A 12,989-nucleotide genomic window follows, 5' to 3' on the forward strand; every position below is an offset into this window, starting at 1 on the left:
CTCGTGGTGCCGGTCCCCGGTGGGGCGGGAGGTCAGGCGGGGAAGGGGCGCGCGGTGCGGCGGGCGAGGAGGACGTGGACGGCGGCGGAGACGACGGCGCCGAGGAGGGAGAGGTCGGCACCGCCGAGCGGGGCCACGAGTGGGCCGGTCCACAGGGCGGAGTCGCAGGTGAGCGCGGCGAACACCATGCCCGCGAGCAGGGCGGTGAGGCCGGCGGGGTGCCATCCGCCCCGGTACCAGTAGGCCCCGCGCTCGCCCGCGTGCAGGGCATCGGAGTCGTAGGAGCAGCGCCGCAGCACCATGTCGGCGAGGAAGACGCCGCCCCACGGGGCGAACACGATGATCAGGAGGGAGAGGAAGGAGAGCAGCGAGGTGGTGAAGTCGGTGAGGAAGAGGGCGCCGAGGGAGCCGGCTGCGGTGACGACCGCGCTGATGACGATGGCGCGGGCGCGGCTCCAGGGGATGCCGAGGACCTGGAGGTTCAGGCTGGAGGAGTAGAGGGTGATGATCGAGTTGGTGACCGAACCGCCGAGGACGAGGGCGAGGAAGAGGGGCTGGAACCAGCCGGGCAGCAGCTCCGAGGTGCCCGCGACGGCGTCGGTCATGTCGGTCTGGGTGGCGGCGGCGACGCCCGCGATCCCGAGGGCCACGGAGGAGATCAGGCCGCCGAGCCCGCCGCTCCAGGTGAGCGCCTTGAGTGAGGTGGTGCGGGGCAGATAGCGGGTGTAGTCGGCGGGCATCGGTACGTACGAGAAGGGACCGGCGAGCATGACGACGAAGGCCAGGCTCCAGCCGGAGGCGCCGGGCGCGGCGGCCGGGGCGGCGGTGTCGGCGCCGGGCAGGACGAAGACGAGCAGGGCGGCGAAGCCGAGGGCGAGGGCGTAGGCCAGCCATCGCTCGGCCCACTGGACGGTGGCGTGGCCCCACAGGGCGACGGCGAAGGTCAGGGTGAGGGTGGCGGCGAGCGCGAGGGCGCGCGGAAGCGGGCCGCCGCTCCAGCCGAGCTCGGCGAGAAGGGCTTCGAGGGCGAGCGTGCCGACCACGGTGTTGACGATGGTGTAGCCGATGCTCACGACCCAGTTGAGCAGGCCGGCGGGCCAGTTGCCGCAGACGCCGAAGGCCGCTCGGGAGATGACGAGGGTGGCGGTGCCGGTGCGGACGCCGCTGAGCCCGGCGGCGCTGATGGCGAAGAAGGAGAGTCCGCCGAGCACGACGACGGCGGTGGCCTGCCAGAAGGAGAGGCCGAAGGCGACCGCGAGGGCGCCGTTGATGACGTAGGTGAAGGTCAGGTTGGACCCGAACCACAGCCAGAAGAGGTCCTTGGCCCCGCCGTGCCGCTCCCCGTCGGGGATGGGGTCGATGCCGTGGCCCTCGACCTGGAAGACCTCGTCGCGGCCCGCCGCGCCGGCCGCGCCCGCCTTCGCGGGCGCCGTGTCGTTTCCGAGCACTCCGCACCTCCTTCGTGACTGCTCACATCTTGAATGGCGTTCTAACTCTTTGAATGGCATTCAAGATGAGGGCTGGATCCGGCCACGTCAAGACCCCGGCGGATTGCGGTTAGGGTCGACCCGTACGCGGGAGTCGGCACGGGGACGGGAACGGTGGCAGGGGCGGCACGGACGGGACGGCGGCGGGACGGGAGCATCACGCGGGAGCGGATGCTCGAGGAGGCCATGACCGCCATCGCCGAGGACGGCCTCGGCGCGCTCACCATGTCCGCGCTCGCCGAGCGCCTCGGGACCAGCGGCGGGCACATCCTCTACCACTTCGGCAGCAAGGACCTGCTGCTGCTCGCCGCCCTGCGGTGGAGCGAGGCGGCCCTCGCCGAGGAGCGGCGGCGGCTGCTCGCCCGTCGGGTCACCGCGCCGCGCCGGCTCGAGCTGTTCCTGCGGCTCTACCTGCCGCGCGGGCCGCGCGACCCGCGCTGGACGCTCTGGATCGAACTGTGGGCGCGCATCCCGGCCAACGCGGAACTGCGCGCCGCCCAGGCGGAGCTCGACCGGGGCTGGCAGGAGGACCTGGAGGCACTGCTCGCCAAGGGGGTCGCCCAGGGGCACTTCGCCCCGACCGACGTGACCGCGCGCGCCTCCGAACTCCTCGCGCTGCTCGACGGCTTGAGCACCCGGGTGGTGCTCGGCGAGGAGTCGGGACGGGACACCAGGAGCGCCCTGGACGCCGCCCGGGCGGCGGCGGAGCTGCTGGTCGCGCGGGCCTGAGTCAGCCCTCCGGCGGCGGCTCCCACGGCAGCGGTCCGGCGGGGATGAACGGCCAGGCGGGGGCGTCCGGGTGACGGCTCGTCTGCTCGGCGTACCAGAGGACCTGCTCGGTGTGCAGCGCCGGCCGCGACAGCCTGGCGAGCGCCGGGTGCCGGGCGGCGACGGCCCGGGCCAGGAGCAGCGCCGCCTCGGCGTCCGACCCCGGGTCGCCGGGCCGGTCGTGCGGCACGCCGTACCACTGCGCCACCGATCGCAGGGAGCGGCTGCCGGGGCGGTAGCGGTCGACGTGCCGGTCGAGGACGAGCGGGTCGCAGACGGGTGCCACACCGGCGGGGACGCGGGCCGTGAGCGGGTCGAGGCCGTGGCGGAGGAGTTCGGCGTGCAGGGTCGTCAGGACGTGCGGGGCGAACCAGACGACCAGCAGCTCCCCGGCGGCGAGGTGGTCGGCGACGAGGGTGGCGAGCTCGTCGAGGGCGCGGTGGGGCGGGAGGGGGTGCGGCGGGGGGTTGGATCCAACATCCGAGATAGTGGATCCGATGTCCCGGGGAGGAGGGTTGGATCCGATGTCCGGGATAGTGGATCCACCCGCCCCTTCGGCCTGGGATCCCATATTCGGATACGGGATATCGGATCCCGGATCCACGATCCAGTCGCGCACCGTCCCGTCGCTGCCCCGCAGCGCCGCGGATCGGATTCGATCGACGGCCGGCCGATGACCGGTGGATCCGATGTCCAACGACAACAGGCGCCGCCGGTGCCAGCCGGGGTGGTCACCCGGCGGGGGCGGGCCGGGTTCGGGAGCGTGCTCCGGGTGGTAGACCTCCCAGGCCCGGGCGCCGTGCCGCAGCAGTCCGGTACCCGCCGGGACCGGACCGCCGCAGCGGGCGCAGGAGGCGTCGTACTCGTTGGCACGCTCCCCCCGGGCACGCTCCCCGGGGCTCATGGCGTGCCCGCCCCGTCTCGATAGGCCTCCAGGAGCCGCAACCAGGCCTCGCTCAGGGTCGGATAGGCGGGAACGGCGTGCCAGAGGCGGGCGATCGGGACCTCGCCGGTGACGGCGATGGTGGCCGAGTGGAGGAGTTCGCCGATGCCGGGGCCGACGAAGGTGGCGCCGAGGACGGTCTCGCGGTCGAGGTCGACGATCATGCGGGCATGGCCGCGGTATCCCTGGGCGTACAGACCGGCGCCCGCGACCGCCGTCAGATCGAGGTCGACGGCCCGCACGCGGTGTCCCGCCGCCTCGGCGGCGGCCAGGGTGAGCCCGACGGAGGCCGCCTCGGGGTCGGTGAAGACGACCTGGGGGACGGCGGCGTGGTCGGCGGTGGCGGTGTGCGGGCCCCAGGGGCCGGAGTCGCCGGAGCCGTTCCCCGCGGCCCGGGCGGCGATGGCGGCGCCCGCGATCCGGGCCTGGTACTTGCCCTGATGGGTCAGCAGCGCGCGGCGGTTGACGTCCCCGACGGCGTACAGCCAGTCGTGCCCTTCGACGCGGAGGCTGTCGTCGACGGAGAGCCAGGAGCCCGGTTCCAGGCCGACCGTCTCCAGGCCGATGTCCTCGGTGCGCGGCTGCCGGCCGGTCGCGAAGAGCACCTCGTCGCCCTCGACGTGGTCGCCGCCCTCCAGGACGACGGTGACCGGGCCGGTGCCGCCGTCCCGTACGACCGCGGTGACGGTGGCGCCGGTGCGGATGTCGGCGCCGCGTTCGGTGAGGGCGGCGGCGACGTGTTCGCCGGCGAAGGGCTCCATCCGGGGCAGCAGTCCCTCGCCCCGGACGAGCACGGTCACCCGCGAGCCGAGTGCCTGCCAGGCGGTCGCCATCTCCGCGCCGACCACTCCCCCGCCGACGACGACCAGTCGCTCGGGCACCCGGCCGGAGCTCGTCGCCTCGCGGCTGGTCCAGGGCCGGGCGCCGGGCAGCCCCGGGAGGTCGGGCAGGACGGCGCGGCTGCCGGTGCAGACGGCGACGGCGTGCCGCGCGGCGAGGACGTGACGGTCGCCCTCGGGCCCCTGGACGGTGACGCGGCGGGGGCCGTGGAGCCTGCCGTGGCCGCGGTAGAGGTGGGCGCCGGTGGACTGCACCCACTCCACCTGACCGTCGTCCTTCCAGTCCCCGACCACGGAGTCGCGATGGGCCAGCACCTCCTGGGCGTCCAGCGGCCCGTAGGCGTGCCCGCGCAGTCCGGGGGTCCTGCGCGCCTCGGAACGGACGATGGCGGGGCGCAGCAGTGCCTTGCTGGGCATGCAGGCCCAGTACGAGCATTCACCGCCGACCAGTTCGCCCTCCACCACCGCCACGCTGAGCCCGGCCGCCCGGACCCGGTCCACCACGTTCTCGCCCACCGGTCCCGCGCCCAGGACCACCACGTCGTACTCCTGCGTGGGTTCGTGCTCGTGCCCGCTTGCCTGCTCGTGTTCCGCCGCTCGTGTCATGGCTTCCAGTCTGCGGGGAAGGGGCCGGAACGGCATGGAATAGCGCGGCTCGATACGCCGTTGTGCGGGACGAGTCCCCAGGGGACGGTGAGGGCGGCGCGCCAAGGACGCCAGACCCCGGAAAGGTAGGAAGCATGAGCACCGTTGAGCTCACCAAGGACAACTTCGACCAGATCGTGAGTGAGAACGACTTCGTTCTGATCGACTTCTGGGCTTCCTGGTGCGGTCCCTGCCGTCATTTCGGCCCCGTCTTCGAGGCGGCCTCCGAGCGCCATGAGGACCTGGTCTTCGCCAAGGTCGACACCGAGGCACAGCAGGAGCTCGCGGCGGCCTTCGAGATCCGCTCGATCCCGACCCTGATGATCGTCCGCGACAAGGTCGCGGTGTTCGCGCAGCCCGGCGCTCTGCCGGAGGCGGCCCTGGAGGACCTCATCGGCCAGGCCCGCAAGCTGGACATGGACGAGGTGCGCAAGTCCATCGCCGAGGCGCAGGGCGGCGCCCCCCAGCAGGGCTGACCGCGGGCGAAGGGGCGGCCCGGCAGGCGCCGGCCGCCCCTTCGGCGTACGGGCGGGGCGGGTCAGCGCTCCAGGACCAGGGCGAGGCCCTGTCCCACGCCGATGCAGAGCGCGGCGAGGCCGGTGCCGGAGCCGGCCGCCGCGAGCTGGTGGGCGACCGCGCCGGCGAGACGGGCGCCGGAGGCGCCCAGCGGGTGGCCGATCGCGATGGCGCCGCCACGCGGATTGACGACGGCGGGGTCGAGTTCCGGCCACTCGGCCAGGCAGCCGAGGGCCTGGGCGGCGAAGGCCTCGTTCAGCTCGAAGGTCGTCAGGTCGGAGAAGTCCCGGCCGGCCTTGTCCAGGGCCCGCCGCACGGCCTGGACCGGGCCGAGCCCGAAGAGCTGCGGCTCGATGCCGGTGACGGCGGAGGCGCGGATACGGGCCAGCGGCTCGCGGCCGGTCTCACGCAGTCCCTCCTCGTCGACCAGGAGCAGGGCCGCGGCCCCGTCGTTGAGCGGGGAGGCGTTGCCGGCCGTGACCGTGCCGCCGTCGGCGCGGAAGGAGGGCTTGAGCTTGGCCAGGGCCTGCGGGGAGGTGGTGTCGCGGATGCACTCGTCGCGTACGAGCTCGACGCCCTCGTAGGCGACGACCTCGTCGTCGTACAGCCCCTTGGCCCAGGCCTCGGCGGCCTTGCGGTGGCTCGCGAGGGCGAAGGCGTCCTGCTGCTCGCGGCCGATGGCGTGCTTGTCGGCGACGAGCTCCGCGCCCTCGCCGAGGGAGACGGTCCACTCGGCGGGCATCCGCGGGTTGGTCATGCGCCAGCCGAGCGTCGTCGAGTGCAGCTGCTGGTGTCCGGCCGGGAAGGCGCGCTCGGGCTTCTGCAGCACCCAGGGTGCCCGGGACATCGACTCGACGCCGCCGGCGATGGCGACCGAGGCGTCGCCGAGGGCGATCGCCCGGGCGGCCTGGATGACGGCCTCGAGCCCGGAGCCGCAGAGCCGGTTGACGGTGACACCGGGGACCGAGGTGGGCAGGCCGGCGAGGAGGACGGCCATGCGCGCCACGTCCCGGTTGTCCTCGCCCGCGCCGTTGGCGTCGCCGAAGTACACGTCGTCGACGCGGGCCGGGTCCAGGTCGGGGGTGCGGTCGACGAGGGCCCGCACGACGTGGGCCGCGAGGTCGTCGGGCCGGACGGAGGAGAGCGCGCCGCCGAACTTGCCGATCGGGGTGCGGACGGCGTCGACGATGTAGACGTCGCGGATGCTCATCGGTTCTCTCCCACGGGACCTTCGCGGACGGGCAACGGCGCGGGGAGTCCGAACCCACCCGCGACCCACCTGCTGTTCGCCTGGTGAACTAATCTTCGTCCTCGCGGGCCCGAGTCTCCGCCGGTCCGCGCCTCCTGTCAACGCCCCTTCAGGCCGGTGGCGGGCCCCCTGATCAGCGCCGTCAGGCCGTAGTCGAGCTCCCGCCCGTCCACGAGCAGCGCCTCCACCGTCCGCGTCTCCGGATCGATGTCGGCCATCAGCCCGTGCCCCTCGTAGATCGGGTAACCGGACTCGCCGGTGCGGCCGGTCGCCTCGACGACCGCCGAGCGGACGGCGCTGTCCTCTATGGACGCGCCGCCGCGGTCCTCCACGTGCTCGGGCACCAGGAGGATCTCGAAACGCTTCGGATGTGTGCTCATGAACCGACGCTAAGCCGACCGCGGGAAGCCGGCCTCCCGGCGCCCGCCCGGCCGGTGCGACCAGGCCACCCGGCTGGTGCGGCCGGACCTCCCGGCCCGTCCGGCCGGACCGTGCGACCGGTTCAGCTGGACTCGCGGTGCACGATCCTCGAGGCGAGCAGTTCCTGGCGCTCCGGTGTCGTCTCGGGGTCGCGGACCGCCCGGTCGACCAGTTCGGCGAGCTCCTGGCCGAGCACCATGTCGATGTGCACGGTGCTGAGCCGGGGCCGCAGCAGGCGCCCGAGCACGAGGTCGTCCGAACCGACCACCGCCGTCTCCTCCGGGATCGCGATCCCGGCGTCCTGGAGGGCCCGCATGAGCAGCATGGCGTACTCGTCGTTGTAGCCGAAGACCCCGTCGAGGCCCCGCGCGCGCCAGCCCGCGGCGAGCTCGTTCGCGGGCTCCTCCTCGTACCGCAGCGGCAGGGGTACGACGGTGGCGCCGGCCTTCTCCGCCGCCGCCCGCACGCCCTCCAGGCGCGGCACGGAGAACATCTCCAGGCCGGGCTCCTCGGGCATCACGACCCCGATGGCGCGGCAGCCGCGCTCGACCAGGTGGGTCCCGGCCACGCCGCCGACCCTCGTCTGGTCCATGACCAGCGCGTGGCTGCCGGCGACCTGTTCCGGGCCCACCGTGATGACCGCCCTGGCCCCGGCGCGCTTGAGCAGCCGCACCCCGGACGGGGTCAGTCCCACCTGGCCCAGCGAGACCACCGCGACCGGTCGCAGCTCGGCCCAGGCGCGGGCCGCCGCGTCCGCGTCCAGGCCGACGCTGCCGTACTGCACCACCGTGTAGTCCAGGCGGCGCAGGGCCCACTGGAGCTCGTTGAAGAAGCGGCTGTACAGCGGGCCTATCGGCACGTGGGCGGTGGGCAGCAGGACCATCCGGCTGTGCCCCGCGCGCAGGCTCCGGGCCGCGGCGTGCGGTACGTAGCCGAGCTCCTCGGCGGCCTCGCGCACCCTCCGGCGGGTGGGCTCGCTGATCCGTACGGCCGCGGTGTTGTTGAGGACGTAGCTCACGGTGGCACGGGAGACCCCCGCGAGCCGGGCCACATCGGCGCTGGTGGGGACGGAACGTCCGGCGGACTGCTCGGGTGACTGGCTCATCGATCCGGCATCTTTCCAGAACGATCCGGCACAGGGTCTGGCGGATGGCCGGAATCGAGTGCTACACAAGGTTTACACGCGTCAGTGACACGTGTCACCACCTCTGGCACCACCCCCTCGCCACCCCCCGCTTTCCCTTTCCTCCCCTTCCGCTCCCGCCCCCGCATCGGGCGATCACTCCCAGGAGGGCATCGTGGCCCTTTCCTCCTCCGGCGCGTCCGCGGACGCTTCCGCCGGCGACTCCCCTCGTGCCTCCGCCGGTGCCTCTCCCGGCACCGCGCCGGACCACGGCGACGCCGTGCCCGTCGGACCGCGCCCCCCGCGCGGGCTGCTCTCCCTGCTGCTCGCCGGCAACACGGCGATGTACGCGCTGTACGTCGGTGTCCCCGGCATGCTCCTCGCGCTGCAGATCGAGGACATCTCACCGGCGGACAAGGTGGCCAACTTCGGTCTCGTCTCGGGGGTCTCCGCGATCTTCGCGACCGTCTTCAACCCGGTGGCGGGCGCGCTCTCGGACCGTTCGGGGCGCCGCAACCCGTGGATCCTCGCGGGCGGTCTGCTCGCCCTGCCGGTCATGCTGCTGCTCGGCAGCGTGCACACGATCCTGCTGGTGATGATCGCCTGGTGTCTCGGGCAGGCCGTCATGAACGTCTACCAGGCCGCCCTCACCTCCGTGGTGCCCGACCGGATCCCGCTCGCCTCGCGCGGCAAGGCCTCGGCGGCCGTCGGACTCGGCCTGCCGGTGGGCTCCACCATCGGCGCGCTGGTCGGCGCGGCCTTCTCGGAGGACTACCGCACCGGTTATCTCGTCTTCGGCGCGATCGTCGCCGCCACCGCCGTCCTGTTCACCTCCTGCGCCCGCGAGGAGCGCATGCCGTCCAGGGCCCCGATGCCGGTCAGGGAACAACTGGCGGCGTTCGGCAGCGCCCTCAAGGCCCATGACTTCCGCTGGGCGTTCATCGGCCGCGCGCTGCTCGTCCTCGGCTACTTCGCCGTGGCCGGATTCCAGCTCTACATCCTCAAGGACCACACCGACCTTCCGGCCGGGCTCGGTGCCGAGGAGGCGGTGGCGATCCTGATGCCGCTCAACTCGGTGGCGATGGTGGTCTCCACGGTCCTCGGCGGCTGGCTCTCGGACCGCTACGACCGGCGCAAGCTCTTCGTCGGCGCGTCCGCCGCGCTCGCCGCCGTCGCGCTGCTCATCCCGGCCGTCTCGTCGAGCTGGACGGCGATGCTGGCCTTCTCCGTCGTCAACGGGCTCGGTTTCGGCTGCTACATGGCGGTGGACACGGCGCTGGTGACGATGGTGCTGCCGAAGGCGGAGGACGCGGCCCGTGACATGGGCGTGCTGAACATCGCCAACGCCGGTCCGCAGATCGTGGCGCCATTCGTCGCCTCGCTGATCGTCTCCCTGAGCGGCGGGTACACGGCGCTGTTCCTGGTCGCCGCCGTGCTTTCGGTGCTCGGCGCGATCGCCGTGCGCCCGATCCGTACGGTGCGCTGATCGCCGCCCGACGTCGGGCCTGTGGGGCGCTGATCGCCGCCCGACGTCCGGCCGTTCGGCATCGCCCTCGCGGCGCGGTGGGCTCGTGTCCTCCCGGCGCGGCGGGTCCTGACGTACCGTTCAGTCATGGACGACGCTTCGATGGTGGGACTGCTCGGGCGCGTGACCGGCACGGTCGGGCCCGGCCTCGTCGGTGAGGTGATCGTCCGGATCAGGGGCGGCGCCGAGCACTTCCTCGCCTATCCGTCCTCGCCGAAGGACCGGATCGAGACGGGCACGGTGGTGATGGTCGTGGAACATCTCCCTCCGCGCACCGTGTATGTCACAGCCGCGTACGACGCCTGACGGATCCATTGAGCGGCGGGCGCGCCGGGCGCACACTCCCTTCACCGGAACCGCACGGGTCCGGTGAAGGGGGAACCTGTCCATGGGCCTGGGGATCCTGGCGGGCGTCGTCGTCGGCGCCGTCGCCGTTCTGATCGCTCTGTTCAAACTGATGTGGCGCGTCGCCGAACCCAACGAGGCGCTGATCATCTCGGGTTCGAACCACAAGATGGAGGGCCTCGGCGAGGGCATGGGGTTCCGGATCGTCACCGGACGGGGCACGCTCGTGGTGCCCGGCGTCCAGGCGGTGCGGAAGCTGTCGCTCGACCTCAACGAGACCCAGCTGTCGGTGGAGTGCGTCACGCACCAGGGCATTCCGCTGAAGGTGCGGGGTGTCGTGATCTTCAAGGTGGGTGACGACTTCGTGTCGATCGCCAACGCCGCCCGCCGTTTCCTCGACCAGCAGAAGCTGATGTCGGAGCGGGTGCACATCGTGTTCGCCGGTCATCTGCGCGCCATCGTGGGCGGGTTGACGGTGGAGGACATGATCCGTGACCGGGAGAAGCTGACCGGGCAGGCGCGTTCGGCCTGTGGCACGGAGATGGAGAAGCTGGGGCTGATCGTGGACTCGCTGCAGATCCACGAGATCGAGGACCCCACGGGGTACATCAAGAACCTGGCCGCGCCGCACGCGGCGGCCGTCCAGCGGGACGCCCGCATCGCACAGGCGGAGGCCAACCGGCGGGCGACGGAGGCGGAGCAGCAGGCCGCGGCGCGGATGTCGGAGGCGACCAGGGACAGCGAGATCCTCCAGGCGGGCTATCAGGCCGAGCGGGACCAGGCGTCCGCGAAGGCGCGGCAGGCCGGTCCGCTGGCCGACGCGGCGGCGCGGCAGGAGGTCGTGGTCCAGGAGACCCGGGTCGCCGAACTGGAGGGCCACCGCAAGGAGCAGCAGCTCCAGGCGGAGGTCCGCAAGCCGGCCGACGCGCTCGCGTACGAGCGGCGGACGCTGGCGGAGGCCGAGCGGGACGCCCGTATCTCGGCGGCCGAGGCGGAGGCGAAGGAGACCGAGCTGGCGAGCGCGGCGGCGGCGACGGCCACCCGGGTGACGGGTGAGGCGGAGGCCGCGGCGGCGCACGCCAAGGGTCTGGCGATCGCGGAGGCGACGCGGGCGAAGGGTCTCGCGGAGGCGGAGTCGATCAAGGCGCGGGCGGCGGCGCTGGCGGAGAACCAGGAGGCCGTGGTCGCCCAGCAACTGGCGGAGAAGTGGCCCGAGATCGTCGGGGCGGGTGCGTCGGCGTTCGGCAACGTGGACCAGATGGTGCTGCTCAACGGTGCGGACGGCATGGCGGAGATGTTCGCCAAGGCGTTGACCATGGGCGGTACGGGGCTGGGGCTCGCCCGTCAGTTGCTGGCGAACATGAACCCGCACGGGGCCGCGGCGCCCTCGGGAGCGGCGCCCGTGCCGCCGTCCGTGGCATCGTCCGTGGCGCAGGGCTCCGAGCCGCGGAGGGAGGAGATCACGGTCGGGGACGACGTGTGAGGTGGACGTGGTGGGGCCCGGCGCCGCGACGGCGCCGGGCCCCGCCCGTATGCCCGCGCCCGCCGACGCGCGGTCTCCGGGTCAGCAGTTCTCGTTCTTCTTCACGGCCCCCAGGACGACGGTGCCGTTGATGGGGGCGCCGGGTGCGGGCTGCTGGGTGCAGATCTTCCAGTCGGAGGCGGCCGACGACTGGACGGGGACCATCCGGCCCTGGCCGGAGACGTCCTCGAACCGCATGCTGCCCGACAGCCGGCCGTAGGCGCCCGCGACGCTTCCGCCGATGAGGTCGGGCATGCCGCCGCCCTCCGCCGACTGCTCGGGCGGGGCGGTGGTGGCCGTGGGGACGGTGTCCACCGAGACGACGGCCGTCGGTTCGGCCTGCCGGGACGGCTCGCCGCCCGACGTGCAGGCGGTGAGCCCGGCGAGCAGGGCGACGGCGAGGACGGCGGTGAGACGCGTGGTGCGCATGTGACCCCCAGGGACGAGCGTGAAGGGGGTCCATCATCCAGGCACCGTCCCGACGGCGATCACGCGCCTCTCAGTTGTGCCCGAACCTGCGTTCCTTGCGGTGGGCGGGGACGTCGATGGCCGGACGCGGCGCCTCGGAGGAGGACGGGCGGGGGGTCTCCTTCGCCGAGACCGCCGCCCGGTGCTCGTGGCCTCCGGTGCGGGCGCCCTTGTTGACCCGGGTCTGTTTCTTGCCCACGATCGTGCCTCCCGTCATGGGAAATCTCGTTCCCAGGCTCGCACGGGGGTAAGGGAGCCGCATGTCAGGCGGGTGGGCGGACGAGCGGGCGGACGGACAGGCGGGCGGACGAGCGGGTCAGCGGAACACGTGCCGGAAGGCGCCGAGCGTGCTCTGGTCGCGGGTGCGGTCGAGGATCGCGAAGACGACCTCGTCGAAGTGCCCGGCGAACCGTCCTTCGCCGGTGAGCAGCGCCTTGAAGGCGCCGGCGACCCCGGCGGGGTCGTTCTGGAAGACGCCGCAGCCCCAGGCGCCGAGGACGAGCCTGCGGTAGCCGTTCGCCGCGGCGGTCTCCAGGACCCGCTCGGCGCGGGTCGCCAGGGCCGCGGGGACGCGGTCGGCGAGCTCGGGGGTCTGGCGGCGGATCACCCCGGCGTTGGGCGCGGGCGAGGTGAGGAAGCCGACCGTGAACGGCTCGGCGAGGAGGGCGCCGCGGTCGTCGCGGAAGACCGGCACCCCGGGCGAGTGGATCACCCGGTCGGTGTAGAAGGCGTCTCTTTCCGCCCGGTGGTGGTCGTAGTAGGCGGGGGCCCGCAGCAGGGTGGCGTACAGGGCGGAGGAACGGCAGAGGGCCTCTTCCTGGGCCTGGGCGCCGTTGAGGTAACCGCCGCCGGGGTTGCGGGCGGAGGCGAAGTTGAGCACCGCGACGGGGGCGCCGGCCTCGGCGCGGGTCATGCGGCGGGCGGCGGCGAGGCTGCTCTCCGCGGTGACCTGGAGGACGGTCGTGCGGTCGGTGTCGGGGGTGACGGGGACGGGCTCGGGGCCGTGGAGGCGGGTTCTGGTCAGTGCCGCGGCCAGCCGGTCCGCGAGGGTGACGGTGCGGCCGTCCGGGGCGGTGTAGCGGCCCGCCGCCACGATCTCCTCGGTCTCGCGGGCGAGGGCCCGCAGTCGTGCGCTCATG

14 protein-coding genes are annotated in these 12,989 nt (G+C 73.3%); 5 read left to right on the forward strand and 9 right to left on the reverse strand.

Going from position 1 to position 12,989, the window contains the following annotated elements; genetic code table 11:
- Positions 1-32: 32 nt before the first annotated feature.
- Complete coding sequence (locus tag ACFY7C_RS03470; protein WP_389643036.1) at positions 33-1,448, reverse strand: purine-cytosine permease family protein; 1,416 nt, start codon at positions 1,446-1,448, stop codon at positions 33-35.
- A 210-nt stretch (positions 1,449-1,658) separates the two neighbouring features.
- On the opposite strand from ACFY7C_RS03470, the gene ACFY7C_RS03475 reads away from it, so the two are divergent.
- Positions 1,659-2,216, forward strand: a complete 558-nt coding sequence (locus ACFY7C_RS03475) for a TetR/AcrR family transcriptional regulator (RefSeq protein ID WP_389643039.1) — start codon at positions 1,659-1,661, stop codon at positions 2,214-2,216.
- A 1-nt stretch (position 2,217) separates the two neighbouring features.
- On the opposite strand, the gene ACFY7C_RS03480 is transcribed toward ACFY7C_RS03475, so the two are convergent.
- Both ACFY7C_RS03480 and ACFY7C_RS03485 read right to left on the reverse strand, forming a co-directional pair.
- Complete coding sequence (locus tag ACFY7C_RS03480) at positions 2,218-3,159, reverse strand: hypothetical protein (RefSeq protein ID WP_389643042.1); 942 nt, start codon at positions 3,157-3,159, stop codon at positions 2,218-2,220.
- Positions 3,156-4,643 (reverse strand): dihydrolipoyl dehydrogenase family protein, encoded by a 1,488-nt coding sequence (locus ACFY7C_RS03485; RefSeq protein ID WP_389643045.1) that lies wholly within the window; start codon positions 4,641-4,643, stop codon positions 3,156-3,158. The genes ACFY7C_RS03480 and ACFY7C_RS03485 overlap by 4 nt, the downstream gene beginning before the upstream one ends.
- A gap of 134 nt (positions 4,644-4,777) precedes the next feature.
- Between ACFY7C_RS03485 and trxA the strand changes: the two genes are divergently transcribed.
- On the forward strand, positions 4,778-5,158 hold the full coding sequence (trxA, locus tag ACFY7C_RS03490; RefSeq protein ID WP_389643048.1) for a thioredoxin: 381 nt from the start codon (positions 4,778-4,780) through the stop codon (positions 5,156-5,158).
- A gap of 62 nt (positions 5,159-5,220) precedes the next feature.
- Here the strand turns inward: trxA and ACFY7C_RS03495 are convergent, their stop codons facing one another.
- The 3 genes from ACFY7C_RS03495 to ACFY7C_RS03505 all read right to left on the reverse strand — a co-directional run bounded on the left by ACFY7C_RS03495 (position 5,221) and on the right by ACFY7C_RS03505 (position 7,972).
- Positions 5,221-6,408, reverse strand: a complete 1,188-nt coding sequence (locus ACFY7C_RS03495) for a thiolase family protein (protein ID WP_389643051.1) — start codon at positions 6,406-6,408, stop codon at positions 5,221-5,223.
- 137 nt (positions 6,409-6,545) lie between these two features.
- The gene (locus ACFY7C_RS03500; protein WP_389643054.1) at positions 6,546-6,827 is read right to left on the reverse strand and encodes a hypothetical protein; all 282 of its coding nucleotides are present in this window, start codon (positions 6,825-6,827) and stop codon (positions 6,546-6,548) included.
- 122 nt (positions 6,828-6,949) lie between these two features.
- Positions 6,950-7,972, reverse strand: coding sequence for a LacI family DNA-binding transcriptional regulator (locus tag ACFY7C_RS03505; protein WP_389643057.1), 1,023 nt, complete (start codon positions 7,970-7,972; stop codon positions 6,950-6,952).
- 193 nt (positions 7,973-8,165) lie between these two features.
- On the opposite strand from ACFY7C_RS03505, the gene ACFY7C_RS03510 reads away from it, so the two are divergent.
- The 3 genes from ACFY7C_RS03510 to ACFY7C_RS03520 all read left to right on the forward strand — a co-directional run bounded on the left by ACFY7C_RS03510 (position 8,166) and on the right by ACFY7C_RS03520 (position 11,343).
- Positions 8,166-9,476: an MFS transporter gene (locus ACFY7C_RS03510; protein ID WP_389643060.1), complete on the forward strand. Its 1,311-nt coding sequence runs from the start codon at positions 8,166-8,168 to the stop codon at positions 9,474-9,476.
- Between the two features lie 126 nt (positions 9,477-9,602).
- Positions 9,603-9,821 carry a hypothetical protein gene (locus ACFY7C_RS03515; RefSeq protein WP_389643063.1) on the forward strand — a complete coding sequence of 73 codons (219 nt, stop codon included), beginning with the start codon at positions 9,603-9,605 and terminating at the stop codon, positions 9,819-9,821.
- Between the two features lie 82 nt (positions 9,822-9,903).
- Entirely contained in the window at positions 9,904-11,343 is a 1,440-nt protein-coding gene (locus ACFY7C_RS03520; protein WP_389643065.1) for a flotillin family protein, read from the forward strand.
- Between the two features lie 81 nt (positions 11,344-11,424).
- Here ACFY7C_RS03520 and ACFY7C_RS03525 read toward each other — a convergent pair whose 3' ends face one another.
- The 3 genes from ACFY7C_RS03525 to ACFY7C_RS03535 all read right to left on the reverse strand — a co-directional run bounded on the left by ACFY7C_RS03525 (position 11,425) and on the right by ACFY7C_RS03535 (position 12,988).
- Complete coding sequence (locus tag ACFY7C_RS03525) at positions 11,425-11,811, reverse strand: hypothetical protein (RefSeq protein WP_389643068.1); 387 nt, start codon at positions 11,809-11,811, stop codon at positions 11,425-11,427.
- A 70-nt stretch (positions 11,812-11,881) separates the two neighbouring features.
- Complete coding sequence (locus ACFY7C_RS03530; RefSeq protein ID WP_389643070.1) at positions 11,882-12,067, reverse strand: hypothetical protein; 186 nt, start codon at positions 12,065-12,067, stop codon at positions 11,882-11,884.
- A gap of 99 nt (positions 12,068-12,166) precedes the next feature.
- Positions 12,167-12,988: a TIGR02452 family protein gene (locus ACFY7C_RS03535; RefSeq protein ID WP_389643072.1), complete on the reverse strand. Its 822-nt coding sequence runs from the start codon at positions 12,986-12,988 to the stop codon at positions 12,167-12,169.
- Position 12,989: the final 1 nt, after the last annotated feature.

The organism is Streptomyces sp. NPDC012769 (genome assembly GCF_042901205.1).
Lineage (GTDB): Bacteria > Actinomycetota > Actinomycetes > Streptomycetales > Streptomycetaceae > Streptomyces.

Bases quoted from the DNA above. Each gene is read 5' to 3' on its own strand.
- ACFY7C_RS03475 (WP_389643039.1), top strand. From the start codon at position 1,659: ATGCTCGAGGAGGCCATGACCGCCATCGCCGAGGACGGCCTCGGCGCG.
- ACFY7C_RS03480 (WP_389643042.1), bottom strand. From the start codon at position 3,159: ATGAGCCCCGGGGAGCGTGCCCGGGGGGAGCGTGCCAACGAGTACGAC.
- ACFY7C_RS03485 (WP_389643045.1), bottom strand. From the start codon at position 4,643: ATGACACGAGCGGCGGAACACGAGCAGGCAAGCGGGCACGAGCACGAA.
- trxA (WP_389643048.1), top strand. From the start codon at position 4,778: ATGAGCACCGTTGAGCTCACCAAGGACAACTTCGACCAGATCGTGAGT.
- ACFY7C_RS03495 (WP_389643051.1), bottom strand. From the start codon at position 6,408: ATGAGCATCCGCGACGTCTACATCGTCGACGCCGTCCGCACCCCGATC.
- ACFY7C_RS03500 (WP_389643054.1), bottom strand. From the start codon at position 6,827: ATGAGCACACATCCGAAGCGTTTCGAGATCCTCCTGGTGCCCGAGCAC.
- ACFY7C_RS03505 (WP_389643057.1), bottom strand. From the start codon at position 7,972: ATGAGCCAGTCACCCGAGCAGTCCGCCGGACGTTCCGTCCCCACCAGC.
- ACFY7C_RS03515 (WP_389643063.1), top strand. From the start codon at position 9,603: ATGGACGACGCTTCGATGGTGGGACTGCTCGGGCGCGTGACCGGCACG.
- ACFY7C_RS03520 (WP_389643065.1), top strand. From the start codon at position 9,904: ATGGGCCTGGGGATCCTGGCGGGCGTCGTCGTCGGCGCCGTCGCCGTT.
- ACFY7C_RS03525 (WP_389643068.1), bottom strand. From the start codon at position 11,811: ATGCGCACCACGCGTCTCACCGCCGTCCTCGCCGTCGCCCTGCTCGCC.
- ACFY7C_RS03530 (WP_389643070.1), bottom strand. From the start codon at position 12,067: ATGACGGGAGGCACGATCGTGGGCAAGAAACAGACCCGGGTCAACAAG.
- ACFY7C_RS03535 (WP_389643072.1), bottom strand. From the start codon at position 12,988: ATGAGCGCACGACTGCGGGCCCTCGCCCGCGAGACCGAGGAGATCGTG.